At 68.2% G+C, this 24,784-nt stretch carries 21 protein-coding genes, 1 tRNA gene and 1 pseudogene; 7 read left to right on the top strand and 16 right to left on the bottom strand.

The features are described 5' to 3' along the window. Positions 1–84: 84 nt before the first annotated feature. Entirely contained in the window at positions 85–1,245 is a 1,161-nt protein-coding gene (locus tag JTJ31_RS09115) for a D-alanyl-D-alanine carboxypeptidase family protein (RefSeq protein ID WP_207538340.1), read from the bottom strand. 270 nt (positions 1,246–1,515) lie between these two features. Between JTJ31_RS09115 and JTJ31_RS09110 the strand changes: the two genes are divergently transcribed. From JTJ31_RS09110 to clpA, 3 genes are all read left to right on the top strand, one after another. Continuing rightward, complete coding sequence (locus JTJ31_RS09110; protein WP_207538339.1) at positions 1,516–2,010, top strand: phasin family protein; 495 nt, start codon at positions 1,516–1,518, stop codon at positions 2,008–2,010. A 206-nt stretch (positions 2,011–2,216) separates the two neighbouring features. Next, positions 2,217–2,546, top strand: a complete 330-nt coding sequence (clpS, locus tag JTJ31_RS09105; RefSeq protein ID WP_207538338.1) for an ATP-dependent Clp protease adapter ClpS — start codon at positions 2,217–2,219, stop codon at positions 2,544–2,546. 131 nt (positions 2,547–2,677) lie between these two features. Next, the gene (gene clpA / locus JTJ31_RS09100; RefSeq protein ID WP_207538337.1) at positions 2,678–5,029 is read left to right on the top strand and encodes an ATP-dependent Clp protease ATP-binding subunit ClpA; all 2,352 of its coding nucleotides are present in this window, start codon (positions 2,678–2,680) and stop codon (positions 5,027–5,029) included. A gap of 55 nt (positions 5,030–5,084) precedes the next feature. On the opposite strand, the gene JTJ31_RS09095 is transcribed toward clpA, so the two are convergent. Further along, the gene (locus JTJ31_RS09095) at positions 5,085–5,912 is read right to left on the bottom strand and encodes an alpha/beta hydrolase (RefSeq protein WP_207538336.1); all 828 of its coding nucleotides are present in this window, start codon (positions 5,910–5,912) and stop codon (positions 5,085–5,087) included. Between the two features lie 75 nt (positions 5,913–5,987). Between JTJ31_RS09095 and JTJ31_RS09090 the strand changes: the two genes are divergently transcribed. Continuing rightward, positions 5,988–6,063, top strand: a tRNA-Glu gene (locus JTJ31_RS09090). Positions 6,064–6,164: 101 nt separating this feature from the next. On the opposite strand, the gene JTJ31_RS09085 is transcribed toward JTJ31_RS09090, so the two are convergent. The 6 genes from JTJ31_RS09085 to JTJ31_RS09060 form a co-directional block, all read right to left on the bottom strand. Next, entirely contained in the window at positions 6,165–7,133 is a 969-nt protein-coding gene (locus tag JTJ31_RS09085; RefSeq protein WP_207538335.1) for a tripartite tricarboxylate transporter substrate binding protein, read from the bottom strand. Between the two features lie 32 nt (positions 7,134–7,165). Continuing rightward, complete coding sequence (locus tag JTJ31_RS09080) at positions 7,166–8,095, bottom strand: 2-hydroxyacid dehydrogenase (RefSeq protein ID WP_207538334.1); 930 nt, start codon at positions 8,093–8,095, stop codon at positions 7,166–7,168. Positions 8,096–8,101: 6 nt separating this feature from the next. Next, entirely contained in the window at positions 8,102–8,761 is a 660-nt protein-coding gene (locus JTJ31_RS09075) for an RraA family protein (RefSeq protein ID WP_207538333.1), read from the bottom strand. Positions 8,762–8,768: 7 nt separating this feature from the next. Then, positions 8,769–9,749 carry a Bug family tripartite tricarboxylate transporter substrate binding protein gene (locus JTJ31_RS09070; RefSeq protein WP_207538332.1) on the bottom strand — a complete coding sequence of 327 codons (981 nt, stop codon included), beginning with the start codon at positions 9,747–9,749 and terminating at the stop codon, positions 8,769–8,771. Between the two features lie 74 nt (positions 9,750–9,823). Further along, positions 9,824–10,855 (bottom strand): NAD-dependent epimerase/dehydratase family protein, encoded by a 1,032-nt coding sequence (locus JTJ31_RS09065; RefSeq protein WP_207538331.1) that lies wholly within the window; start codon positions 10,853–10,855, stop codon positions 9,824–9,826. 2 nt (positions 10,856–10,857) lie between these two features. Further along, positions 10,858–12,303: an aldehyde dehydrogenase gene (locus JTJ31_RS09060; protein WP_207538330.1), complete on the bottom strand. Its 1,446-nt coding sequence runs from the start codon at positions 12,301–12,303 to the stop codon at positions 10,858–10,860. 129 nt (positions 12,304–12,432) lie between these two features. Here JTJ31_RS09060 and JTJ31_RS09055 point away from each other — a divergent pair, with 129 nt between their 5' ends. Further along, positions 12,433–13,122, top strand: a complete 690-nt coding sequence (locus tag JTJ31_RS09055; protein ID WP_207538329.1) for a GntR family transcriptional regulator — start codon at positions 12,433–12,435, stop codon at positions 13,120–13,122. Between the two features lie 118 nt (positions 13,123–13,240). Further along, positions 13,241–13,873, top strand: coding sequence for a hypothetical protein (locus tag JTJ31_RS09050; RefSeq protein WP_207538328.1), 633 nt, complete (start codon positions 13,241–13,243; stop codon positions 13,871–13,873). Positions 13,874–13,933: 60 nt separating this feature from the next. Here the strand turns inward: JTJ31_RS09050 and JTJ31_RS09045 are convergent, their stop codons facing one another. Both JTJ31_RS09045 and JTJ31_RS09040 read right to left on the bottom strand, forming a co-directional pair. After that, positions 13,934–14,818, bottom strand: coding sequence for a YihY/virulence factor BrkB family protein (locus tag JTJ31_RS09045; RefSeq protein ID WP_207538327.1), 885 nt, complete (start codon positions 14,816–14,818; stop codon positions 13,934–13,936). Positions 14,819–14,910: 92 nt separating this feature from the next. Then, the gene (locus JTJ31_RS09040) at positions 14,911–15,666 is read right to left on the bottom strand and encodes a transporter substrate-binding domain-containing protein (RefSeq protein WP_207538326.1); all 756 of its coding nucleotides are present in this window, start codon (positions 15,664–15,666) and stop codon (positions 14,911–14,913) included. Positions 15,667–16,016: 350 nt separating this feature from the next. On the opposite strand from JTJ31_RS09040, the pseudogene JTJ31_RS09035 reads away from it, so the two are divergent. Next, a pseudogene (locus tag JTJ31_RS09035) lies at positions 16,017–17,255 on the top strand (cystathionine gamma-synthase family protein). Between the two features lie 117 nt (positions 17,256–17,372). On the opposite strand, the gene JTJ31_RS09030 reads toward JTJ31_RS09035, so the two are convergent. The 6 genes from JTJ31_RS09030 to JTJ31_RS09005 all read right to left on the bottom strand — a co-directional run bounded on the left by JTJ31_RS09030 (position 17,373) and on the right by JTJ31_RS09005 (position 24,679). Further along, positions 17,373–18,800: a L,D-transpeptidase scaffold domain-containing protein gene (locus JTJ31_RS09030; protein ID WP_207538325.1), complete on the bottom strand. Its 1,428-nt coding sequence runs from the start codon at positions 18,798–18,800 to the stop codon at positions 17,373–17,375. 497 nt (positions 18,801–19,297) lie between these two features. Beyond that, complete coding sequence (locus JTJ31_RS09025) at positions 19,298–21,631, bottom strand: TonB-dependent siderophore receptor (protein WP_236020037.1); 2,334 nt, start codon at positions 21,629–21,631, stop codon at positions 19,298–19,300. A 151-nt stretch (positions 21,632–21,782) separates the two neighbouring features. Then, on the bottom strand, positions 21,783–22,460 hold the full coding sequence (locus JTJ31_RS24985) for a DUF4198 domain-containing protein (protein ID WP_207538324.1): 678 nt from the start codon (positions 22,458–22,460) through the stop codon (positions 21,783–21,785). A 23-nt stretch (positions 22,461–22,483) separates the two neighbouring features. After that, on the bottom strand, positions 22,484–22,819 hold the full coding sequence (locus tag JTJ31_RS09015) for a DUF3325 domain-containing protein (protein WP_207538323.1): 336 nt from the start codon (positions 22,817–22,819) through the stop codon (positions 22,484–22,486). A 4-nt stretch (positions 22,820–22,823) separates the two neighbouring features. Then, a complete protein-coding gene (locus JTJ31_RS09010; protein ID WP_207538322.1) occupies positions 22,824–24,383 on the bottom strand; it encodes a PepSY-associated TM helix domain-containing protein in 1,560 nt (519 codons plus the stop codon). After that, positions 24,380–24,679, bottom strand: a complete 300-nt coding sequence (locus tag JTJ31_RS09005) for a DUF3649 domain-containing protein (RefSeq protein ID WP_236020036.1) — start codon at positions 24,677–24,679, stop codon at positions 24,380–24,382. Before JTJ31_RS09005 ends, JTJ31_RS09010 begins: the two co-directional genes overlap by 4 nt. Positions 24,680–24,784 lie beyond the last annotated feature (105 nt).

Genomic DNA, 24,784 nt, shown 5'->3' with positions numbered 1-24,784 from the left:
AGGCTTGGTCACGAGGCGTTCACTCCGCAAGAGCTGTCGGGCCGGGATGCCACGCCCGGCTCCCTTCGCCAAGCGGGGCGCGCGTCAGCCTCGGGTGGACCGGGAGGCCGGGCGCGCGGGAGAGGTCGCGGGGCGCGAGCGCGGCGCGGGAGTCGCGGCGGAGCTAGCGGAAGCGGGGCGGGAAGCGGTAGGGCGCGTGGGGGCAGTCGGGCGATGGATCACGCGGACTGGCAGCTGCGCCGACGGCCGGGCGACCGGGCGCGCCATCGCGGCGCGGCTTCCCTGGGCTCGGCTCCCCTCGGCGCGGCTGGCGGAAGCGGCAGCGCGACGGGAAGCCGCCGTGTTCGGCATGGCGATGGGGGCCACGACGCGGATCGGGGCGGGACGGGAAACGGGGGCGGAGGCCATGACGGCGCCGCGGCGCACGCCCATTCGCTCGAAGCCGTCGTCGAGGAGTTCAGCCATGTGGCGGTTGCGCTGGTACCAGGAATTGCCGCCAAACACGGCGCCGACCAGCCGCACCCCGTCGCGCTGGGCGGAGGTCACGATGTTGAAGCCGGAGGCGTTGATGAAGCCGGTCTTGATGCCGTCGGCGCCCGGATAGTCGTGCAGCATGCCGTTATGGTTACGGATCATCTGCCGCCCATGGGCGAACTGCGTCACCGCGAAATAAGAGTAGCGGTCCGGGAAATCCATGAAGAGGCGGCGGCCGAGCAGCGCCATGTCGCGGGCCGTCGTCACCTGCTCGGGGTCGGGCAGGCCGGAGGCGTTGCGGAAGGTGGTGCGCGTCATGCCGAGGGAGCGGGCGCGCATGGTCATCATGCGGCCGAAGGCCTCTTCGCTGCCCGCCAGGTGTTCACCCACGGCCGAGGCGACGTCGTTGGCCGACCGGGTGACGAGGGCCAAGATCGCCGTCTCGGTGCTGATCGTGCCGCCGGCCGGGACGCCAAGCTTGGAGGGGGGGCGGGAGGCCGCGTGCCAGGAGAACTGGATGGGGGTCGAAAGGTCCATGCGGCCGGCCTGCAGGGCCTCGAACAGCATGTAGAGGGTCATCATCTTCGTGAGCGAGGCGGGGTGCCGGAGCTCATCGGCATTGGCGGCGGAAAGCACGTTGCCCGTCCGGGCCTCGGTCACGATGGAGGCGTAGCGGGGACTTTCGAGAAGCTGCGCCCTGGCAGGGAGGGCCGCGGTCACGGCAAAGGCAGCGCACATGGCTAGTTGCCGTGCGAGGACAGGCAGTCGCATCTCAGGAAATCCCCCCATTTGACGGATGCGCACCCCCCCAGGCGCGGAACCATCCGCGTCCAGGGAACACCAAGCCCTTGGGCCTGTCCAGCGGTTTCGGGCAAAATCAGGCTCTATCCGTAGGTTAACGGATTTTGTGCGCTGCACAAAAAATCTCTTGCACCCAGCTTGCGCCTCGCCTAGATAGGTTTTGCTGCATCGCAGCATAAGCGCCGTCCATGCCCATTCGGGATCGGGACGGTCCGAACAGGCATTGGAAGGGTAGAGACCATGAAGTCCCAGGCAGATGTGAAGAAGGTGATGACCGACGCCGCGCAGGTTGGCCAGACGGCCGTTGCCGAGACGGGCGTGCAGGCGCGCGCCGCCGTCGAGAAGGGCCTCGAGCAGGCCAACAAGACCGCCACCGACCTGCTGAAGGTCGCCGAGGAGGCCACCGAGTTCGGCCGTGGCAACCTGGAGGCCGTCACCAAGGCCAGCCAGCTGTACATGACCGGCATGCAGGACCTTTCCCGCCAGACCTTGGCGATGCTCCAGGCCCTGTCCGACCACACGCTGGAGGGTGTGAAGACCCTCTCGACCGCGAAGTCGCTGAAGGAAGCCGCCGAGTTCCAGGCCTCCTTCGCCAAGACGACCTTCGAGCGTGCGATGAACGACACGGTGAAGCTGCAGGAGGCCGCGTTCAAGCTGGCCGAGCAGAGCTTCGCCCCGCTCTCCGCCCGCATGACGCTGGCGATGGAGAAGGTCGGCAAGCCCCTCGCCGCCTGAAGCGCGGTAAAAGGGGACCGGTTCGCCGGTCCCCTCCATCCGGGGCGCCCGACAGGGCGCCGGGAGGCCCGGCCGCGAAAGCGCGCCGGGCTTTGCTTTTGTTCATTCCGTGCTCCGATGATGACAGAGACCTTTTACCCGGCGCGCGGGGACCGATATCCTGGGACAGCGGGCACAGCCCATTCTGATTGATTGAGCGGGAATCCATGGCGGAAGGCGACAAACGCGAAGGCGAGGGCGGGCCGGCGACGGGCGTGGTGGTCAAGCCACGGCCGAAGACCAAGAAGCCCGCCATGTACAAGGTGTTGATGCTGAACGACGACTACACGCCGATGGAGTTCGTCGTTCATGTGCTGGAGCGATTTTTCCAGAAGAGCCGGGACGAGGCCACGCGCATCATGATGCATGTCCACCGGCGCGGGGTGGGGGTCTGTGGCATCTATACCTACGAGGTCGCCGAGACGAAGGTCACCCAGGTCATGGACCTCGCCCGGCAGAACCAGCATCCTTTGCAATGCACTATCGAGAAGGAGTGACCTTCCGACGTGAGTTGCGTTTTTCACATGTGTCGGAGGCTGTGAGGCCCAAGGGGGGCGCCCCACATGTCCGTTAACCATTCCGCGTGCCCGATCCAGGCACCGGACCACTCCTAGGGGAGCGTTGATCTATGCTATCCCGCAACCTTGAGCAGACGCTCCACCGTGCCCTCGGCCTCGCCAATGACCGCCGGCATGAGTACGCCACGCTTGAACATCTTCTCCTCGCCCTTGGCGACGACAGCGACGCGGCCACCGTGCTGCGCGCTTGCGGCGTGGACGTCGAGAAGCTGAAGCGCGACCTGACCGAGTTCCTCGACAAGGACCTCGCCGGGCTGGTGAGCGACCGCGGCGGCGATCCGAAGCCGACCGCCGGCTTCCAGCGCGTTGTCCAGCGCGCCGCCATCCACGTCCAGTCCTCCGGCCGCGACGAGGTGACGGGGGCCAATGTCCTCGTCGCCCTGTTCAGCGAGCGGGAGAGCCATGCCGTGTATTTCCTGCAGCTGCAGGACATGACGCGGCTGGACGCGGTGAACTTCATCTCCCACGGCATCGCCAAGGCGCCGGGCCGGTCGCAGCCGCGTCCCGTCCAGGGCTCGGGCCCTGGGCAGGAGGAGAGCAACTCCAGCGGTCCCGACCGCGAGGAGAAGCCGCGCGGCGGGCGCAACCAGGACGCCCTGTCCACTTACTGCGTGAACCTCAACAAGAAGGCAGGGCAGGGCAAGATCGACCCGCTGATCGGCCGTGACTCGGAGATCGAGCGGACGATCCAGATCCTGTGCCGCCGCACCAAGAACAACCCGCTCTATGTGGGCGACCCGGGCGTGGGCAAGACCGCCATCGCCGAGGGTCTCGCCAAGAGGATCGTCGAGGGTGACGTGCCCGAGGTGCTGGCCAAGTCCACCATTTACTCGCTGGACATGGGTTCGCTTCTCGCCGGCACGCGCTACCGCGGCGATTTCGAGGAGCGGCTGAAGGCCGTCGTCTCCGAGCTGGAGGCGCAGCCTGGCGCGGTGCTGTTCATCGATGAGATTCACACGGTGATCGGCGCTGGCGCGACCAGCGGCGGTGCGATGGATGCGTCGAACCTGCTGAAGCCGGCGCTGGCCCAGGGCACGCTGCGCTGCATCGGCTCGACCACCTATAAGGAATACCGCAACCACTTCGAGAAGGACCGGGCACTCGTCCGGCGCTTCCAGAAGATCGACGTGAATGAGCCGACGGTCGAGGACACGGTGAAGATCCTGTCCGGGCTGAAGGTCAACTACGAGAAGCACCACAAGGTGAAGTACACGCCCGAGGCCATCCGGGCGGCGGTGGAGCTCTCGGCCCGCTACATCCATGACCGCAAGCTGCCGGACAAGGCGATCGACGTGATCGACGAGGTCGGCGCCTCGCGCATGCTGCAGCCCGAGAACAAGCGCAAGAAGACCGTGACGCTGAAGGACGTGGAGGAGACGGTTGCGAAGATCGCCCGCATCCCACCCAAGTCCGTCAGTGCCGATGACAAGGAGACGCTCCGCAACCTGGAGCGCGACCTGAAGGCCATGGTCTTCGGCCAGGACAAGGCGATCGAGGCGCTGTCCTCTGCGATCAAGCTGTCCCGCGCCGGGCTGCGCGATCCGGAGAAGCCGATCGGCAACTACCTGTTCAGCGGCCCCACCGGCGTCGGCAAGACCGAGGTCGCGAAGCAGCTGGCCAAGACGCTCGGCATTGAGATGCTGCGCTTCGACATGTCCGAGTACATGGAGCGGCACAGCGTCTCCCGCCTGATCGGCGCGCCCCCGGGCTATGTGGGCTTCGACCAGGGCGGGCTGCTGACCGACGGCGTGGACCAGCACCCTCACTGCGTGTTGCTGTTGGATGAGATCGAGAAGGCCCACCAGGACCTCTACAACATCCTCCTGCAGGTGATGGACCACGGGAAGCTCACGGACCACAACGGCAAGACCGTGGATTTCCGCAACGTGATCCTGATCATGACCACGAATGCCGGCGCGGCGGACCTCGCCAAGCCCGCCATCGGCTTCGGCCGGGAGGTGCGGACGGACGAGGACCAGGAGGCAGTGAAGCGCCTCTTCACGCCGGAGTTCCGCAACCGCCTCGACGCCGTCATCCCCTTCAGCGGGCTGACGCCGGAGATCGTGGCCCAGGTCGTCGAGAAGTTCGTGATGCAACTGGAGGCCCAACTGGCCGATCGCAACGTCACGATCGAGATGTCCTCGGCCGCGAAGGAGTGGCTGGCCGAGAAGGGCTACGACCCGCTCTATGGCGCGCGGCCTCTGGCCCGCGTGATCCAGGAGCACATCAAGAAGCCGCTGGCCGAGGAGCTTCTCTTCGGCAAGCTGGTCAAGGGTGGCGGCGTGAAGGTTAACCTCGAGGACGGTGCGCTGACCTTCGACATCGCGGAGGCGCCTATGGCCGCCCTGCCGAAGCCCGAGGGCGATGGCGAGGCGGAGAAGGAGCCGGAATCGGTCCAGTAAGGGCCACCGGCCAAGCAACGAAGGGCCCTGGCGGGAAGCCGCTGGGGCCCTTTTTCTATGCGAGCGGCGGTAGGCCTCGCAGGAATGACGCGACTTCGTCCAGCACGTTGCCTTGCGCCAGGCCGAGCCCGCGGACGGGGCCGGCGAAGGCGGCGATGATGCCGACATGGCCCATGCCGGGAAACTCGCGGTGCCGGACCGGAACCCCGGCTGCGACTGCGCGCGCGGCGAGGATTCGGGAATGGTACGGCCCCACCGTCCGGTCCGCCGCCCCGTGGAGTAGCAGCATGGAAGCAGCGCCGCGCAGATCAACGGAAGCAGGGGCGGCGGCGATGCGGGGCGTGCCGGCGAAGATGTCGGGCGGCGACGCTTCCTCGGCACCGAAATCATAGGGGCCGGCCAAGCCAATGAAGCCGCGGACCATGTCCCGCACACCCCAGCGCGGGTCGACTGCCAAGCTCGCAGCGATGAAGCCGCCGGCCGAATGACCCATGACCACAAGGGGGCGCTGCGATTCCCGAGCCGCCAAGACGCGAAGGGCAAGCGCTGCATCCTCCACGAAATCCGGAAAGCGCACCTGGGGGTAGAGGCGGTAATCCGGCACCGCGACCATTACCCCAAGCCTGGCCAGGGGACGTGCGACGAAGGCGTAATCCTCGCGGCTGCCACTGACCCACCCGCCCCCATACAGGAAGACGAGGAGGGGGGCCGTGTCAGCCAGCCCCTCAGGGGAATAGAGATCCAGGCTTTGCCTGGGCAGCGGACCGTAACGGATGTCCGCCTGGACGGAGACGCCGCCTGCTGGGGTGAGGAGGTTCGCGACACCCGTCGGCGAGCACCCGGTGAGGGCGAGCAGGGAAAGGAGAGTTCGTCGGGGCGGCATCACGAACTGGAACGGCAATGCGCCCCGAAGGATTGACCGCCGAACGCATCGCCTCTATTCGCGGCGTCACGGTCTGTCCCGTTCGTCTAGAGGCCTAGGACACCAGCCTTTCACGTTGGCGACACGGGTTCGAATCCCGTACGGGACGCCACTCCTTCAATCCTGCCACTTCGCACTTCCGTCGTCGCATCACCGACGCCAGGAAGCGCGTGACGAGCGACGGAGCCGCCCGTCACGCCGCGATGCGAGGCGTCAGGCCTCCGCCCAGGGTTGGCGCTGCCACATCTGCCGGAAGCGGGTATCCGCCTCGGCCAGACGCGCCCGCCATGCCGGGCCATCCAGGTAGTCCAGCTCCGTGAACTGTGCCCGGCACTGCTCCTGGAAGGTAGGGTCATGGGCCACCTTGGCGGTCGCCTCGCGCAGACGCGCCACCACATCCTCCGGCGTGCCCTTGGCGAGCACGATGCCGCGCTCGGAGCTCATGGCGACATCCAAGCCGGCTTCACGGAAGGTCGGCACGTCGGGTGCGAAGGCCGAGCGCGTCGTGCCACCCTGCACCAGCATGCGGAGTCCGGAAGGGGTGGCCGCAACCTCGCCCACATTCAATCCACCCACATCCACCTGCCGGCCCAGCATCGCGGTGCGCATCGGACCCGCGCCCGGGAAGGGCACATGGACCAGCTTCACCCCGGTCGCAGCCTGGAACAGCACCAGCGCCAAGTGCTCATCCGTGCCGACCCCGGTGGAGCCGAAGCTGATGGTTTCCGGCGCCTGGCGCGCACGGGCCACGAGGTCCGCGAAGTCGCGGATCGGGCTCGCGGCATGGACGCTGAAGGCCGAGGGATCGGCGACGAGGTTCGCGACGTACTCGAAGTCATTCAGCGTGAATTGCGGCGCGCGGCGCTCGATCGGCAGGCTGACCAGCCCGGGCATATTGGTGATGCCCATGACATGCCCATCCGGGCGCGAGCGCGCGACATAGGCCAGTCCGATCTCGCCCGAGGCACCGGGGCGGTTGTTCACCACCACCGCGCCGCCGAGCTCGCGCTCCAAGAAGCGGGCGAAGGTGCGGGCGGTCACATCCGTGCCGCCGCCAGCGGCGAAGCCGACGATCAGCTCCACGGGCCGGTCCGGGTAACGGCGCGTCTGGGCCAGGGCAGGGGCGGCGAGCATGAAGGTGGTGAGGGAGAGCACCACGCGGCGACGCAGCAACTGAGTCATGTCTTCTTTTTCCTTCGGGAGTTCCAGCGCGCTCAGGCCCGCACTGGCGTGAGAAGCGTTCCGTCACGGCGAAAGGCGCGGAGGTTGTCCACCACCAGCCTCTCCATCGCCTCGCGCGTCTCGTGCGTGGCGCTGCCGACATGCGGGGTGAGGACGACGTTGTCCTGCTGGCGCAGCGCCAGGGGCGCACCCGGCTCGCCCTGCAGCACGTCGAGCCCGGCGCTGCCCAAGCGTCCGGCTTGTAGCGCGGCGATCAGCGCTTCCTGATCCACGACGGAGCCGCGGGCGATGTTGACCAGGATGCCGCGCGGGCCGAGCGCATCCAGCACCTCGGCCGAGACGAGATGACGCGTGGCCGGCCCGCCCTCGCAGGCAACGACAAGGAAGTCGCACCAAGCGGCGAGATCTTTGAGGGACGGCTCAAAGCCATAGGAAACGCCGGGCTTCGGTCCGCGCCCATGGTAGCGCACCTCCATGGCGAAGCCCAGGCCGCGCCGGGCGATGGCCGCGCCGATGCGCCCGAGGCCGAGGATACCCAGCTTCTTGCCCGAGACCTTGGTGGTGAGGGGGAAGTGGCCCACCTCCTTCCACTGTCCCGCGCGCACGTAACGGTCGGCGGTGGGGATGCGACGGGCGGCGGCCATCAGCAGCCCCCAGGCGAGGTCGGCCACGCAGTCATCCAGTACGTCGGGTGTGGTGGCGACCGAAATTCCGCGTGCGTGTGCACCCGCCACGTCCAGCGTCTCGTGCCCGACACCCCAGCTGGAGATGGCGCGCAGCCGGGGCAGCGCGGCCAGAATTTCCGGCCCGCACCCTGCGCGCACGCTGGTGGCCACCAGTTCCACCTCGGCGCCATGCTGGGTGAGCCAGGATTTCGGCTCCTCCCAGAGGCGTATGGCTCCGAACTCCTCGCTCAGCAGACGGTCGGCCAGGGGGCCGATGGGAGCGATCTGCAGCAGCATCCGAATTCAGCCCTTCGGGGAGAGATAGCCGGTGGCGCGGCCTGCATCGGCGAAGGTCTGGCCGGCGCGCATGCGCTCCTCCACCGCCTGGTCGGCGGCCATCAGCGCCTCCGCCTTCGGCAGCGCTTCCGCCACCAGGGCGCGGGGCACCACGACGATGCCGGTCTCGTCGCCCACGACGAGGTCGTCCTGGCGCACGGTGATCCCGCCGATCTCGACCGGCTCACCCAGCGGCATCAGGCGCAGGCGGCCCTTGCCGGTGGTCGGCGCGACATGGCGGCTGGCGAGCCAGAGGCCGGTGGCGCGGATCTCGTCCACGTCGCGGCAGGCGCCGTCGATCACCACGCCCGCGGCGCCAAGCTGCTTCGTTCCATAGGCCGCGAGGCCGCCCATGGTGGAGATGGGCTCGCCGCCCACATCCACCATCAGGACCCGTCCCGGCGCGGCAGCGGAGACGATGCGCCCCACCGCGAACTCGGCCTTCTCGAACTCATGCAGGCGGCCGGGCACCTGACGCGCGGTGGTGGCGAAGCCGCAGATGCGGCCCTCGCCGGAACGCAAGGTCATTCCCTGCACCACGCCCCAGACGTCGAACTGGTCCAGGGCGTCGGCCCAGGTGCTGACCGGAATGGCGCCGGCCCGGGTCAGGATCTCTTCGTCGGTCATGGCACCCTCAATTGATTGTGGCGCCGGAGACGCGGACCGCCTCGGCCCAGCGCGCCGTCTCGGCGGCAATGAATTCGTCGAAGCGGGCAGGGCCGTAATTGGTCACGTCGCCGCCCATCTCCACCAGTCGCCGGGTGAAGGCGGCGTCGGAGACGATGCCCTGGATGTCGCGCGCGATCCGCTCCCGCAGCGCCTCGGGCAGGCGGGCCGGGGCGAAGGTGCCGAACCAGGTCGCGGCCTCGAAGCCTGCCATCCCGCCCTCGGCGAAGGTCGGCACGTCCGGGATCGCGTCCATGCGGCGCGGATGCGCGAGGGCGATCGCCTTCATCTCGCCGCTGCGGATATAGGGCAGGACGGCGGAGAGGGTGCTGAAGGACCCGTCCACCAGCCCCGCGAGAAGGTCCGTGTTCAGCGGCGCGTCGCCGCGATAGGGCACGTATTCGGAGGGCACCTCCGCGCGCAGCTTGAACAGGGCGGCGGTGAGGTGCTGCGCCGTGCCATTCCCGGTGGTGCCGAAGGTCACGCCCTGGCGCTGCGCCTTGCCCCAGGCGATGAAGCTCGCGAGGTCGGTCGCCGGCACGCGCTTCGACACCACGAGCACGAGCGGAACCACGGAGGTCAGGGTGATCGCCGTGAAGTCGCGGATCGGGTCGTAGGTCAGGTTGCGGTAGAGGCTCTTGCTGATGGTATGCGCGCTGGTCGTCTCGAACAGCGTGTGCCCATCCGGCTCGGCGCGCGAAACCTGCTCGGCGGCCAGGGTGGTGCCGGCGCCGGCGCGGTTATCCACCACCACGGGCTGGCCCCAGAGCGAGGGCAGCTTCTCGCCGATCATGCGCGCGATCACGTCGGTGGCGCCGCCCGCCGGATAGGGCACGACGATGCGCACGGGGCGCAAGGGGAAGGCGGGCTGCGCCAGGGCAGGCGCGGGAAGCAGGGAAGCGCCGGCCAGCAGGCCGAGCGCGCGTCGGTTCAGCGTCATCGTGGACATCTCCAGTTTCTTCGGCGCGTCATTCAGCGTGGCGGCCGTGTGGTGCCGGGCGCTGGGCGCCCGGCATCGAAAGGTTACTCGGCAGCCTTGGCCGTGGCGGCGTCGCGCCAGGCGAGGAGGCGGCGCAGCCCCTCGCGCATCGTCACCTGCGGCTCCCAGCCGATGGCGTCCTTGGCCGCCTTGTGCACGATCTCGAAGGCGCCGCCGGAAGTGAGGCGGACCTTCGTCGGGTCGGGCTGAACATGCTCTGGCTTCAGGTCGGGGCGGCCCGAGAGCTCGGCCACCAGCGTGACGAGCTGGAGCGTCGTCACCGGCTCGGGGCCGGAGGTGTTGACGGCAACATCGGTCGCGGGCGCTTCCAGGGCCATGCAGTTGGCGCGCGCGAGGTCGCCGACATAGACGAAGTGCTTCGTCTCGCTGCCGTCACCGATCACCTTCGGGCGCTCGCCGCGCTTGATGGCGTCATGCGTCTCGACGATGTAGAGGGCATTGGCGGCGCGGTAGTGCTGCCGCTCGCCATAGACGGTGGAGTAGCGCAGCACCACGTAGTCCTGGCCGTGCTTGCGGAAGGCGTCGCGGCAAAGCTGCTCGCCCATGATCTTGCTGGCGCCGTAGAGGATGGCGGCGGGCGGCGCACCGGCGGCGTGGAACGGCGTATCCTCCACCAGCTCACCCTTCACGCCGGGGCCGTACCCGTAGACGGCGTTGGAGGAGGAGAAGATCAGCTTCCGCACCTTGTTGGCACGGCAGGCCTCCAGCACGTTCTGCACGCCGCGGACGTTCACGTCGATGCCGCCCCAGGGGTCGCGGTCGAAGTTCAGCGTCATGTAGGCGGCGAGGTGAACGATGCCGTCCACGCCTTCAGTGGCGGCGAGAAGCTGGTGCAGCTTGAGGATGTCGCCCTGCACCACCTTCACCTTCGGGTTGCCCTCGAGATGCGCGATGTTGGGCTGTCCGCCGAAGGAGAGGTTGTCGAAGATCACGACCTCGCGGGCGCCGCGCGCCAGCAACTCGTCCACGGTGGCGGAGCCGACGAGGCTCGCGCCGCCGATGACCATGATGCGGGCGTCCTTCACCGGGACGGCGGCGCTGTCCTTGTGCGCCATGGTCAGCGGGCCACCGACATCGGGGTCTCGTGCAGTCCGAAATACATGCTCTTCACCTGTGCATAGAGGCGGAGGCCGTCGATGCCCTTCTCCCGGCCGATCCCGCTGTTCTTGAAGCCACCGAAAGGCGTGGTGGTGACGGATTGCTTGTAGGTGTTGATCCAGACGGAACCCGCCTCCAGCGCGCGGCCGATGCGCCAAGCGCGCTTGAAGCTTTCCGTCCAGATGCCGCAGGCGAGGCCGAAGGCCGTTCCGTTGGCCTGGGCGATCAGATCGGCTTCGTCCCGGAAGGGCAAGACCACCAGCACGGGGCCGAAGGCCTCCTCCTGGCAGGTCAGGGCCTCGGGGGGCAGGCCGTCGATGACGGTGGGCAGGTAGTAGGCGCCCTTCGCGTATTCCTCGCCCTCCGGCATGCCACCGCCGCACAGGATCCGGCCACCCTCTTCCCGCGCGCGGTCCACGAAGCGGATCACGCGCTCGCGATGATGGAAGGAGGCAAGGGGCCCCACCTCCACGCCCGGCGCATCCGGGGCCGCGACGCGCAGAGTGCGCGCGCGCTCCACCACCTTTGCCAGCACCTCGTCATAGATGCCGGCTTCGATGAAGAGGCGGGAGCCAGCGACGCAGGACTGGCCCGCCGAGCCGAAGATGCCTGCGACCACGGCAGCCACGGCGTGCTCGATATTGGCGTCGGCGAAGACCACATGGGGGGACTTACCGCCGAGTTCGAGCGCCACGGGCACCAGTCGGTCGCCCGCCACGCGGCCAATGGCGCGCCCGGTTGTCGTGCCGCCGGTGAAGCTGATCATCCGCACGCCGGAATGGGCCACCAGCGCCGCTCCGATATCCGCGCCGCGGCCCTGAACCACCTGCAGCATCCCCTCAGGCAGCCCCGCCTCCCGCGCGATGCGCGCCAGTTCGGGCGCCAGCAGCGGCGAATCCTCGGACGGCTTCAGCAGCACCGCGTTGCCCGCCGCCAGCGCCGGCGCGACCTTGGTCGCGTCGTTCATGATCGGCGAGTTCCAGGGCGTGATGCAGGCCACCACGCCGAAGGGCTCCAGCACGGTGAAGGAGACATAGTCGCCGCGGCTCGGCGTCACGTCGGTCTCCAGCGTCTCGCAGACGCCGGCATAGTAGCGGAAGGTGCCGATGGCGCTCTCGACCATGGCGCGGCATTCGGCGAGGGGCTTGCCATTGTCGCGCATCTGGAGCGTCGCCAGCGCCTCCTTCTCGGTCACGAGGCGGTCGGCGATGGCCTGCAGCACCAGGGCGCGACGATGCGGCAGAAGCGACTTCCAGCCCGAGTGGTGGAAGGCGTGCCAAGCCCGCTCGACCATCGCATCGAGGTTCTGTTGCGTGGTGGTCCTGACGCGTCCGACGACCGCCCCGGTCGCGGGGTCCGTGCTGACCAGTTCGTCCCCGTCCATGACCGGTGGCAAGGCATCCATGCGGCGTGTTCCTCAAATCTCGCGCCCGGGGTTTGCGCGCTTCGGCCAACCTTGCAAAGGAGGTCGATGTCGGTAATCTAACCGATAAAATTATCGATAATCCTGCGAGGCCCCCGTGGAGGAGCCACCGTGAAATCCGCCCCAACCCCCGCCGCGCCGCGCCTCGACCTGGATGTGGAACTGCCGGAGCAGGTGGCAGCCGTGATCGCCGCCATCGAGACCGACATCATCCGCAGCCGCATCCTGCCGCGCACGCGCCTGATCGAGGATCACCTGATGGAGGATTACGGCGCCAAGCGGCACGTTGTGCGCGCGGCGCTGGCCGAGTTGCAGCGCCTCGGGGTCGTGGTGAAGCCGCGCCATCGCGGCGCGGAGCTTCCCCGTTTCGAGCGGGAGCAGCTCGACCACCTCTATGCCATGCGCGCCGTGCTGCACCGCGCCGCCGTGCAGGCGACGCCATTGCCAGTGCCGCGCGCCCGGATGGCGCAGGTCATCGCGGCGGAGAAGGCCCATGCGGCGGCGGCGCGCAGCGGCGACCTGATCCGCATCCATCAGGAGAACATGGCCTTCCACCGCGCGCTGTTCGGCCTTTGCGACAACCCCTACCTGGCGGAATCCATCCGCCTGCATGACTGGCTGAGCTTCCCCGCCCGCGCCTATGGTGCGGCCGATCCCGGCGCACTGGCCCAGGCCTGCGAGGAGCACGCGGCCATGGTGCAGGCCCTGCGCGACGGGGACCGGGACACGCTGGAACAATTGTCGGTCACGCACATGGATCGGGCGAGGCAGCTCTACATTCAGAAATTCCTCGCGTCCTGAGGCGGGGCCTGCTGCACCGGGCCGTCGGTGGTGATCGGACGCAGCCACGCGGGTTGGCAGGCCGTAGCAACGGGCCGGCGCTCCGCGACTTTAGAGCTCCGAGGAGCACCACCGGATCATGGCCAACATCTCCGAACAACGCCTCTTCGACGCTCTGGCCACCATCACGCGTGCCTTCGCCGATGGCGGCATCCCGACGCTTCCCGGTGCGGATGCCGCGCCGGGCGACGCGACCCCCGACCCTTCTCCAGCCATCGCGGCCATGGATGACACGTCGCGGGAGGTGCTGGGCGAGGCGGCGCTCGCGGTGGCCTTTGGCGCCTTCGCCTCCCGCGGCGGCGATGGCGGGACGATCCAGACGCTGATCGCCTCGCTGGGCCTGATGGCCATCCTGGCGGGAGAGGAACCGGACCCGCCCGCGGAGATCATGGACATCGCCGCCCAGGATGGGGAGGTCGAGGCCGAAATTGACCGCGCGGGGGAGGCGCTCGATGGCGCCCACGGCCCCACCGCATCCGCGGAGGAGGTGGTCGGCGCGCTCGAAGCGCGCATCCTCGGCACGGCGATCACCCTGGCGGGCTGCACCCTTCCCGAAGGGGTGAGCGGCCAACCCGCCGTCCGGCTACGCGCCGCGCGTTGTCTGGTCCGCCTCGCCGCGGGCCTGATGGCCATGAATGTCGCTGGTGGCGCGACGGCAGCGGCGGGGGCTGCATCAGGCACGGGGTCCTCGGGCGGCACCTCCAAGGCGTGAGCGATCGGCCAGTCGGCCCGCTCATGGCCGGAACGGCTGAGGCACCGCCGAAGAAGGGGGCTACGCGCGACTGGGGGGCGGATCCGTCGGCTTGATTGGAGCATGCTGCTGGCTTCCCTCCAGCCCCGCCCAGGCCCGGGTGAACTCCGCCCCGAGCAGGAAGACCTGGGCCGAGTAGTAGACCCAGAGCAGCACGACCACGAGCGCGCCGGCCGCGCCATAGCTCCGCGCCAGTCCGCTGCCGCCGATATACCAGCCGATCAGCGTCTTCCCGAGAGTGAAGAGAAAGGCCGTGCCCAACGCGCCCACCATTACGTCCCTCCATTGCAGGCGGCGGTCCGGAAGGATCTTGTAGATGGCGGCGAAGAGCGCCGCGGTGAGCACGAAGGAGATCACGAAGCCCAGCACCTGCAGCAGGGCCGAGAGATTCGGCAGGCGGCCCCGGGCCCAGGCTTCGAGCGCGGCCACGGCGGCGCTTGCCAGCAGCGAGACCAGCAGCAGGAAGCCCGTGGCGGCGACCAGCCCGATGCTGAGCAGCCTGGCCCTGACGAGATAGGACAGCGAGATCGCGCTCGGTGCGGCCTTCCAGATGACGTTCAGGGCTGCCTGGATCTCGGCGAAGACCCCGCTGGCGGTCAGCAGGAGCAGCCCGATACTGAGGAGTGCCGGCAGGTTGCTGCCACCGCCCATGTCCACGCCCCTGACCATTCCTTGCACGGCCGCGGCGCCCTCCTCGCCGACGAGGGCGTGAAGCTGCGCCGTTACGGCATCCCAGACCGCAGTCTCGGCGAAGATGGTGCTGGCAATTGCGACCGCGACAACGAGGAGCGGGGCGATGGAGAAGAGCGTGTAGCAGGCAATGGCGGCGCCTCGGGTCATCGCCTCGTCCTCGATAAAGCCCTCGACCGTGCCTCTCGCGAGCGCCCAGATTCGTCCCGACACCATGGCGGTCCTTCATGCCTCCTGCATCTTGATGTCCCTCAACGGGGAAGGACCGGTGCTCATTCCCGCAACTTGCCTGGCGGGCGGGAACATAATCAGCCAGCCGGGATCCATCCTCTGAGCCCCGCGCGCTCGACGGCGCGTGCCAGGAGACCCGAGGCTTTGACGTCCTCGGCGAAGCTCTCGATATAGGGCCTGGCCTCGTCGCGACCCTTCGGGATCGCCATGGCAAGGTGCTCGACGCCCCATCTTCCGTCGAGGATGCGTGCCCCCGGCAGGTTGTCCGACATCTCGAACAGAACGGCCTTGTTCGTCGCGAACGCCTCGAGGGCTCCGCTCGAGAGCATCTGCGCCGCTTCCCTCAGGTTCGGCGCAGCGACGACGCTGGCTGCCCTCATCTCTCGCGGGAGGACCCGCTCGGAGGTGCTGCCCTGCACGACGCCGATGCGGATGCCGGGGCGATCGAGATCGGCGATGGCGGAGACCGGCGAGCCGGCCGGCACCAGGAAGCCCAGCTCGATCGAAATCAGGGGCCTGGCAAAGTCCACCTCGCGGGCGCGGGCGGGTGTCGCATTGCTGATGGTGAAATCCGCCTCGCCCGCCGCCACCGCTCGCAGGACCTCGGCGACCCTCGGAAACTCGACGCGCTCGAAGGGTACGCCAAGGCGGCGCGCGAGTTCCCTGCCAATGTCCATGGTCAGCCCTCGCTCCTCGCCGGGCTGCGCGCCCCTCATCAAGGAGGTGGGGCTGCCCGGATAGACACCGAGCCGAAGGCGGCCCGTGGGCGCGAGCATGCGCGCGACCTCCGGAACGCTGGCGAGCGCGGCGCCTCCGCTGCTGGCCAGGACCAAGGCGAGCAGATTTCGCCGCCGGAGGTGGTGCGGTGCGCCGAGGTGGGTGGGGCCGGACGGCGAAGGACGGGGAGGGGACAGAGCCATGGATTCACCTTCCTCGACGGGAGTGAGATGGATCGTGCCACGTGCCGGCTGGCCCGCTTCCGCGCCATGCTGCACGGGGTGACGCGGATGTCCAGGGAAGCCGCTAACGGCCTCAGAAGCGATAGTGTGGCCTGAAGCCAGACTCCGCCACTACCCAGGCGTATGCTCGACCGGTGCGTCAGGCATCAGGCGCGGAGGCAGTCGTAACCAAGGATTTTCGCCGGACCCACCTGGATGGGCGTCCGCTCCACCCGCAGACCCAGATGATGGCATTCGGCTACGATCCGGCACTGTCCGAGGGCGCGGTGAAGCCGCCGGTCTTCCTCACCTCGACCTTTGTCTTCGAGACGGCCGAGCAGGGGGCCGAGTTCTTTGATGTCGTCGCCGGGCGCAAGCTGGCGCCCTCCGGGATGGGCTTGGGCGGGCTGGTCTATTCCCGCTTCAACCACCCCAACCTTGAGATCGTCGAGGATCGGCTCGCCCTCTACGACCATGCCGAAGCGGCCCTGATCACCTCCTCGGGCATGGCGGCGATCAGCTCGGTCGCGCTGAGCTACCTCCGGCCCGGCGACGCGATCGTGCATTACACGCCGCTCTACGGCGGAACGGAGACGCTCTTCGGCAAGGTCTTCACGCAGTGGGGCATCAAGCCTTTCCCGTTCACCGACGGCGCCAGCGCCGAGAGCCTGCTCGCCGCGCTGGATCGGGCCAGGCAGGAGGGACCGGTCAAGCTCGTCTACCTGGAGACTCCCGCAAATCCGACCAATGCGATGATCGACCTCGCGCTCGTGCGCCGCACCGTGGATGAATGGTCGCGCGAGGCGGATGGGCGCCCGATCATCGTGTGCGACAACACGATACTCGGCCCGGTGTTCCAACAGCCGCTCGATTTCGGGGTGGATCTCTGCGTGTACTCGCTGACCAAGTATGTCGGCGGCCATTCTGACCTCGTGGCCGGGGGTGTCACTGGCTGAAGGGAGATGCTGAAGCCGGTGCGCCAGGCGCGGTCGGCCTATGGATTCCAGCTGGACGCGCATTCCTGCTGGATGCTGTCGCGGTCCATGGAGACCCTGTCGTTGCGGATGGAGCGTGCCGCCGAGAGCGGCATGAAGGTCGCGACTTGGCTGGCCACCAATGGGCGTATTCCTTGCCAGGTGCTGCACCCCGCCCTGTTCACCGCCGAGCGCGACCGAGCCATCTATGAGCGTCAATGCTCTGGTCCCGGCTCGACCTTTTCCTTTGTCGTGGACGATGACCGGACACTGGCCTTCCGCATCCTCAACAACCTGAAGATCTTCAAGCTGGCCGTCTCATTGGGAGGGACGGAGTCGCTCGTCTGTCATCCGGCCTCCACCACGCATTCCGGAGTGCCTGCCGAGATCCGTGCCGCGACCGGCGTACATGAAGGGCTCATCCGCATCTCGGTCGGGCTCGAGCATCCGGAGGACCTGATCCGCGACCTCGACCAGGCCTTCCGCCGCGCCGTGGAAGGGGGGGCATGACCGAAGGAGGGGCGGCGGCACGCGCTATTCCTCAGCGTGCCGCCGTCCGCCAAGGGCAAGATGCCCGGAATTGGCCGCCAAGCACCGCCCAATCCACGGATCCCGGAAGCTCTCCCGTCAGGAAACCGTGTTCATTCGCTCGGCTGAGGGGCGTCTTTGGAGCTGCTGCCAAATACGGGCGTCGCGGTTGTAGAAATCCGGTCGGAACTGCGCCATTCCTTCTGCATCCACGAAGGCAGTCTGGTAGATCACGAAAACCGGCGTCGGCTTCGGCAGGGCACGCCGGGTGGTCACGCCAGTCCCGATCACCTGATCGATCGCCTCAAGGGTCTGCTCCATCAGCAGCGCCGTGAATGCGCGCGGATTCTCGACGCGGATGCAGCCAAAACTCAGGCGGCGATTGTCGCGGCCAAAGAGGTACTGGGCCGGAGTGTCGTGCAGATAGACGTCAAAGCGGTTCGGCATATCGAGCATGATGGCGCCGACCCCCGTATTGGGGCCTGGGCGCTGCTCCACCTCGCCATTCTCCAGCATGACCATGTTATTCTTCGCCAGATAATTCGGATCACGCTGGATCCTCGGCAGGAGCTCCGATGCCACGATATCCCTCGGGACGACCCAGGGAGGGTTGAAGAAGCTCCCCTCGATCGTGGCGCGGAACTCTGGACTCTGGCGGTGATCCGCCTCGTTGCCAACCACGACCCGCGTGGCGAAAACGGGCTGATCGGCGCGATAAAGCTCCAGCTTTTGGTCCGCCACGTTGACCCAGACACGATCCGCTGGAAGCCGGCGCGGCAGCCAGCGCTGCCGCTCAAGATTCACTTCGATGACGCGCAGCCGATTCCTGCTGACCGGGTCGCCGGCCGATGCATTCGTGCCATGGCGTTGCAGGGCCTCGCGCAATGCCAGGTAAGCCGAATTTCCCGGAGCCAGCGCCTCGATCGCCGCAACGGGGTCGTCGGATCTGGTGATCGCCCCATCGAGCGTGGCTGCTATATCGACCGGCTCCGGCCTCAAATCCTCTCCGGGCCTTCGGCGGTCAGCCGGGACGGCGCCGTGGGCCAATGCATCAGCATATGAGAGAAACGCATTCGAAAGAACCAAATCGCGATCGGGCTGCGACAAATCCGATAGGCGACGCAGCGCGCTGGCGTGAAACATCTCGGGGTCCAGCCCGTGCCCGCCGGCGCGCAGAACCGCCGCCCTCAGCAAATCCGCCTGGGCCTGCCGGGTCGTCCAGACCGGTTCGAAGCCGTGGCGCGCATAGAAGCGCCGCAGCAGAGGGGAATTCAGCCGCTCGCCGGCGACGACCAGTCGGGGTGAGCCCTCTCTCAGCCGGTCGATTCCCGTTTCGGTGGACCGCGGCGCCGCCAGGACCGGTTCAGGCGCCGGGTCGGAACCGCATGCGGCGAGGGCGCATGCGGCGGCGAGAGCGAACGGGCCGCCCGAAATGGCGCTACGTCTAGAAATCTTGGAACGAGTCAGGGTCGCAGATTCCTGGTGACCGAACTCGGAATTGCATCCCGACGCATGAACGAAAACCATTTAACGACCTTTGTTGATCCACGCACGAAAGGAAAAGTTTGACTGACTACGGATCGTTGCTCTCCAATTCGCGTTGTGTCTACGAGTCGATGCAAGGAGAAGCAGATGCTTACTGATTCCGAAGGGCTGGTTCGCCGCGGCATGTCCCGGATTGCTCCCGTGGCTGCCATTGGGCTCGCCACCGCGATGCTCGCGGCGTGCGCCCAGGATCCGCCGCCGCCGCCGCCGACCACGACCTACGTGGCTCCGGCACCGGCTCCTGCCCCGGCTCCTGTCGCGGTTCCGCGCGCGCGCGGGTAACTTCGGGACGCGCCACGGCGCGCCTTGCAGTCGGTCCCGGTCCGCTGCGATCGGCAGCTGGGCCGAGCGGATTTGCGGTGCGGCGGAACGCTTCCATGGCATGAACCATCTTGATGGCTCATGCTCCCCCCGTCATCGGGGCCTGAAGGCTGCCACCTCATGGGTGGCAGCCTTCGTGGCTTCGGGCGGGTCAGTGCCTAGAACCGGTGCCGCAAGGTGGCGATGACCGACCTGCGGAAGCCATACCAGCACCAGGCATAGGTGTTGCAGGACGAGACGTAGTTCTTGTCGAGCAGGTTATTCACATTCACCTGCAGCGAGGCCCCCTCCAGGGAAGGGCTCCACCGTCCAAGCTCATAGCGCGCCGACAGGTCCACCAGGGTGAAGTCGGGCACCCGCAGCGTGTTGGCCGTGTCGCCCCACGTCGCGCCGACATAGCGGATGCCGGCGCCGACCCTGAGCCCCGCAGCCGGCGACCCCTCCTGGAACGTGTAGCTGCCCCAGAGCGAGGCCGTGTGCTGCGGCACGGCGATGGGCATCGTCCCCCGCTCGGTCCGTGAGGTGACGGGCGCCCCCACGATGCCACGATTGGCGGTGACGGTGGCGTTGCTGCTCGTTACCTCGCTGTCCAGATAGGCGTAGGAGGCGGTGACGTCGAAGCCGGAGGTGAGGCTCGCCTTCGCCTCCAGCTCCAGGCCACGCGTGCGGATCGCCCCGGTCTGGATCGAATAGCGGCTGTCATTCGGATCCGTCGTCAGCACGTTCTGCCGCCGCAGGTCGAAGATCGCGGCTGAGAACAGTGCATTGACCCCCGGTGGCTGGTAGCGGATGCCGATCTCGTGCTGCTGCCCGGTCGTCGGGTCGAAGGCGCCGCCGCCGCGCGCGGGCGCGAAGGTGCCGCTCTGCGGCTCGAAGCTCTCCGAGTAGGAGTAGTAGGGCGCAAGGCCGAAGCTCGTCAGGTAGACGATGCCCGCGCGGCCGGTGAAGGCGCTGGTGTCCATCGTGGCCCGCGTCGTCGCACCGGTCGCCAGCGTCTGGTTGCGCATGTCGGAGTTGTACCAGTCATAGCGGCCGCCGAGCTGGACCACGAAGGGCCCGACCCGGATCTGGTCCTGAGCATAGAGGCCGGTGCCGTTCTGGTCCTGCCGCGCGCGGGTCTGGAAGTTGAGGTTGGGAATGCGAAGCCCATAGATCGGCGCGAAGACATCCAGCGGCGGCACGCCGGCCGTCAGGCTGCCGCTGTAGGTGTCGCTCGCCACGTTATAATAGTCCAGGCCCGCGAGCAGCGTGTGATTGAGGGGCCCGGTCCGGAAGCGACCTTCCACCTGGTTGTCCAGGGTGATGGAGTCGAAGGTGACGTTCGTGCCCGTGATGGCACGCTGAACGGTGCGGAAATCCGTGAGCAGGTTGGCCGAGTAGATTCCGTAAAGCTGACGGTACTCGCCTTCGGAATGCGCATAACGGAAGTTCTGGCGCACGCGCAGGGAGTCGCTGAAGCGATGCTCCGCGAGGTAGCCGATCTGGTACTGCGTGCGGTTCAGGCGGTCGAAACTCGGGTCGCCGTCCCACAGGCTGGAGGAGATGCGGCCGCGCGGGTTGGGCAGGACCGATCCATAGGCCGGCACCGCCCCGTAGGTGCCGCCCCAGGGATCGCGCTGATAAAGGCCAAGGAAGGTGATGTCGGTGTTCGGGGTTGGCCGCCAGGTGATGGAGGGCGCAATGAAATAGCGCTCCTCCCGCGCTCCGTTGATCTGCGTGTCCGAGCGCGAGTAGGAGGTGATGACGCGGCCGAGCAAGGTGCGGCTTTCGTTCAGGGCGCCGCTCAGATCCACGCTGGTGCGGAAGGTCCCCCAGGTGCCGCCCTGCAGCAGCAGTTCACGATAGGGGGTCTCGGTCGGGCGCTTGCTGACGAGGTTCACGAGGCCGCCGGGTCCCGACTGGCCGAACATCACCGAGGCCGGCCCGCGCAGGATGTCCACCCGCTCCAACCGGTAGGGATCGACGCTCGGATTGGCATCGCGCCCGCCGAAGGTCCGCATCCCGTCCAGGAATTGCGGCGCGCTGAAGCCGCGGACCGTGTACTGGTCCAACCGGCCGACGACGCCGCGCGTCTCCACCGTCACGCCGGGCGTGTAGCGGAGGATGGCGTTGAGGTTCTGTGCCGCCTGTGCCTCGATCTGGTCGCGCGTGACGACGGAGAGGGATTGCGGCGTCTCGATGATGGGCGTGTCGGTCTTGGTGCCTGTCGCGGAGACATCGGCGACATAGCCGCGCACCGGCGCCCATCCCCGGAGGAGGCCGCTGTCGATCCGCACCTCGGGCAGTTCGAGGCCGCCGCCTTCCGGCGCCCCGTCCTGCGCCAGCGCGGGATTCGCCTCCAGCGCCGTTGCCGCGATCAGCGCGGCGACGAGCGGCACGCCGATCCGGCCCGGTTTGCAGGCACTGGCCCGGCGCCGGCGACCACCACGGGTCGCCGCCATCGCCTGCTGCCCGGGTGTCGGATCGCCACATTCTGCGCGAGAGCGGATCATCTCAATCGTTCCTTGGACTCATTGGGGGTTTGCTGGGTTCCGCCGCGACGCTCCGCGCATGCGCCACCGTCCCGGCCCGAGGGCCGGTTCCGGGGCACTGCGCCCTCACAGCGAGGATGGAAGCGTCGCGGCCCTTCGCGGGCGGGTGGGGCTAGCGCCCCGTCCAGGCGATGCCCTGGGCCACGGTGAAGGAGACGGTGGAGACGAGGCGCCGGCGGGCATAGGCGCCGTCTCCGTCGCCGCCCGGCGCGTTCTCGATATGCACCGCCTCGGCCACGTAGCGGCCGGCCCAGGGGGTCTCGAAGGAAACTCGACCCTCGGCATCAGTCCGCATCCGCCGCTCCCAGCGCGGCGGGGCCACCAGCGTCACCTCCGCACGTGGCAGCGGCTGGCCGCGGAACATGAGCGTGAAGCGGTTCCCGCCCGCAGCTTCCGGGACAAGCTCCAGCTCCATCGCCGGGCGCGTCTCGCTGCGGCCCTCGCGCGCGAGGAGGACCGGCTTCGTCCGGCCGGTCTCCGCTTGGCCATGGGTCCCGAGGCCCTCCTCCACGAGACGCACATCGCCAGTGCCTGCGGGAAGCGTGGCCTCGATGGCGTTCTCCGTGCGCCGCAGCGTCAAGGGCTGGCCGCCTTCGCCCAGGAAGACGCGCGGCGAGGCGATGCGGTCCAGCAATCCGCCGCGAGGCTCGCGCAGGTTCTCCACGGGCTCACCGAAATAGGCACGGGCGGTGCTGCCCTCACGTTCCAGCCAGATCTGATGCGCGGAGGCCATTCCCGGCAGGATCGCAACCAGGGAGGCAAGGGCGAGGGTGGGAAGGTGACGGGACACGGTGTTCTCTCCTTGTTGGTGGTTCAGGGTGTGCGGAGCGCCAGCGACAAGCCGGCGAGGGGCGGCAATGCGAGGGCCAGCCAGGTGATGAGGCGAGGCGCGTAGCTCAGCAGCAGCACCAGCGGCAGCGCGGCCGCGCTCAAGGTGCCGCACCACGCCACCACTCCCATTCCCCATCCCCAGCCGGATGCGCAGAGGGGAAGCGAAAGGGCGAGGAGGAGCCAGCCCGCGACGCGCAGCACGAGGGCGCGCCGTGCCGGGATCCGGCGCGTGCCGAGGGCGTCGCCGTGGTGGCGCTCCATGGCGAGGCAGAGGGCGGCAAACCCCGCGAAGGCGGAGACGAAGCCGAGGGGCAGCATCGCGCTACTCCGCCGGAACGGGATTGACTTGGCGCGCTGGATGGCGCGCGTGCCGCTTCTCGGCCACTGGCTGTCCGACGTGCCACGCCGCGAAGGCGAGCGCCGCGCCGAATCCGAGTGCCAGCAGGTCGAGCCCGGCCAGGGCCCACTGCCCGGCGGGCAGCGTGATTCCGAGATGGGAATGCGTGGTCACCGCATTCAGCGCTGGCAGCAGCAGAAGCAGGGCCGCGCCCAGGCCGAGCTGCTCCACCCAGGCACGGCGATGCGTGCGCAGAAGCGGGTGCATCGCCGCAATGCCCCAGGCGATGAAGAAGACATGCACCTCCCAAGCGGAGCGCTGCGCCATCTCCACCGGCAGGAGCCGGTTGGCCCAGAGATAGGACGTCATTGCGATGGGCAGCCCGCCAATGGCGGCGACGTTGAGCACCTCCACCAGCCGCGTGCCTGCGCCGGCACGCGCGCCCAGCTTCTGTCGCTGCTTCACCGCCCACAGAATGATGCCGGTGGCCACCATCACCGTGCCCATCAGGCCGGAAAGGAAGAACAGGGCGCGCATCGCGCCGCCGCCGAACACGCCGCGATGCAGCCCCACCATGACACCGCGCGTCTCCGCCGCCGGCCGGTTGCCGCCCGAAGCCGAGACCATGGCGCCCGTGACGCCGTTGAAGGAAACCACCTGACGGTTCACGGAGAGGCGGTCGTCATCAACGCGGAACACCTGCACCGTGGAGGTGACGTCGCCCGGATTGTTCACCGTGATGCGGCCCGGCTGCGCGCCGCCCCAGTGGCGCGAGGCTGCGTCCAGCATCGGCATGACCGGGGCCAGCGGCGCCGCCTGCCCGCTGCGCGGGGACGGGCGTTCCAGCCCGAACACGGTGGCGCTGAAGGCTTGGTTGTCCCCTTTGAAGGCGACCTGCACGCCCCAGGGCATGGTCATGAGCATCAGGGTGACGATGCCCGTGTAGGTGATCATCAGGTGGTACGGCAGGGCGAGCACCGCCGTGACCGCGTGGCCATCCAGCCAGGAGCGCTGGCCCTTGCGCGGCCGGAAGGTGAAGAAATCCGCGAAGATCCGGCGATGCGTCACGATGCCGCTGAGGATCGCGACCAGCATGAACATGGCGCAGACGGAGATGATCCATCGGCCCCAGAGGACCGGCATGTGATGGAACTGGTAGTGGAAGGTGTAGAAGAAATCCCCGCCTAGCGTCTCGCGCGCCGGCAGGTCCTCGCCCGTCGCGGGGTCGAGGATGGCGCGGCGGAACCGGTTGCCGCCGGCCGAGGGGTCGCGCCAGAAGACGCGCGCTAGGGGGTCGCGCTCGCTCGGAAGGTTGATGATCCAGCTGGAGGATGAGGGCGCCAGGGCGTGCATGCGGCGCAGCACGTTCTCCGCCGCATCCGGCGCAACGCGCGCCGCATGCAGCTCGGGCCGCATCCAGAACGAGATCTCGGCCCGGAAATAGCTGACGGTGCCGGTGAGGAAGACGGCAAACAGGACCCACCCCACCAGCAGGCCGCTCCAGGTATGGAGCCACGCCATGGATTGCCGGAAGCCGCCCTTCACGCGCCGCCTCCGACGTTGATCCAGAGCCAGGCCACCAGCGGCAGCGCGGGGATGAGGAGGCCGGTCCAGGCGCGAAGCGCGCTTCCCGCGGCGAAGCACCACATCACCGCCGCGGCCATCACGGCATAGCTGGCCATCATGCCCCAGAGCACGGCCTCGGCCGGCGGCCCTGGGAGCAGCGCGAGCGACATGGCGGCCAGGGAGGCCAGCCCGTATCCGCCCAGGATCGCCGCCACGCTGCGCGAGCCGATCCCTGCATTCCGCCCGGCGCGGTGGGGGGAAAGGTGAATCGTCAAGCCAGCTTGCCTCCGGGTTGATGCAACGAAGCGGTGGCTGCCCGCTTATTAGGAATGATTCTCATTTGCAATAGGAGATTGCCTGGGTGTCATGATGCTCTCGCG

Origin of the sequence: Sabulicella rubraurantiaca, from assembly GCF_017355885.1 — a bacterium.
In the GTDB taxonomy this organism is placed as follows: domain Bacteria; phylum Pseudomonadota; class Alphaproteobacteria; order Acetobacterales; family Acetobacteraceae; genus Roseococcus; species Roseococcus rubraurantiacus.
Note: the sequence above shows the minus strand (reverse complement) of the source record. Positions and strands in the feature narration are given on the sequence as shown.

What these genes read in the sequence shown, in the direction of transcription:
- JTJ31_RS09115 (WP_207538340.1), bottom strand. Translation starts at nt 1,245, where the DNA reads ATGCGACTGCCTGTCCTCGCACGGCAACTAGCCATGTGCGCTGCCTTT.
- JTJ31_RS09110 (WP_207538339.1), top strand. Translation starts at nt 1,516, where the DNA reads ATGAAGTCCCAGGCAGATGTGAAGAAGGTGATGACCGACGCCGCGCAG.
- clpS (WP_207538338.1), top strand. Translation starts at nt 2,217, where the DNA reads ATGGCGGAAGGCGACAAACGCGAAGGCGAGGGCGGGCCGGCGACGGGC.
- clpA (WP_207538337.1), top strand. Translation starts at nt 2,678, where the DNA reads ATGCTATCCCGCAACCTTGAGCAGACGCTCCACCGTGCCCTCGGCCTC.
- JTJ31_RS09095 (WP_207538336.1), bottom strand. Translation starts at nt 5,912, where the DNA reads ATGCCGCCCCGACGAACTCTCCTTTCCCTGCTCGCCCTCACCGGGTGC.
- JTJ31_RS09085 (WP_207538335.1), bottom strand. Translation starts at nt 7,133, where the DNA reads ATGACTCAGTTGCTGCGTCGCCGCGTGGTGCTCTCCCTCACCACCTTC.
- JTJ31_RS09080 (WP_207538334.1), bottom strand. Translation starts at nt 8,095, where the DNA reads ATGCTGCTGCAGATCGCTCCCATCGGCCCCCTGGCCGACCGTCTGCTG.
- JTJ31_RS09075 (WP_207538333.1), bottom strand. Translation starts at nt 8,761, where the DNA reads ATGACCGACGAAGAGATCCTGACCCGGGCCGGCGCCATTCCGGTCAGC.
- JTJ31_RS09070 (WP_207538332.1), bottom strand. Translation starts at nt 9,749, where the DNA reads ATGTCCACGATGACGCTGAACCGACGCGCGCTCGGCCTGCTGGCCGGC.
- JTJ31_RS09065 (WP_207538331.1), bottom strand. Translation starts at nt 10,855, where the DNA reads ATGGCGCACAAGGACAGCGCCGCCGTCCCGGTGAAGGACGCCCGCATC.
- JTJ31_RS09060 (WP_207538330.1), bottom strand. Translation starts at nt 12,303, where the DNA reads ATGGATGCCTTGCCACCGGTCATGGACGGGGACGAACTGGTCAGCACG.
- JTJ31_RS09050 (WP_207538328.1), top strand. Translation starts at nt 13,241, where the DNA reads ATGGCCAACATCTCCGAACAACGCCTCTTCGACGCTCTGGCCACCATC.
- JTJ31_RS09045 (WP_207538327.1), bottom strand. Translation starts at nt 14,818, where the DNA reads ATGGTGTCGGGACGAATCTGGGCGCTCGCGAGAGGCACGGTCGAGGGC.
- JTJ31_RS09030 (WP_207538325.1), bottom strand. Translation starts at nt 18,800, where the DNA reads ATGGTTTTCGTTCATGCGTCGGGATGCAATTCCGAGTTCGGTCACCAG.
- JTJ31_RS09025 (WP_236020037.1), bottom strand. Translation starts at nt 21,631, where the DNA reads ATGATCCGCTCTCGCGCAGAATGTGGCGATCCGACACCCGGGCAGCAG.
- JTJ31_RS09015 (WP_207538323.1), bottom strand. Translation starts at nt 22,819, where the DNA reads ATGCTGCCCCTCGGCTTCGTCTCCGCCTTCGCGGGGTTTGCCGCCCTC.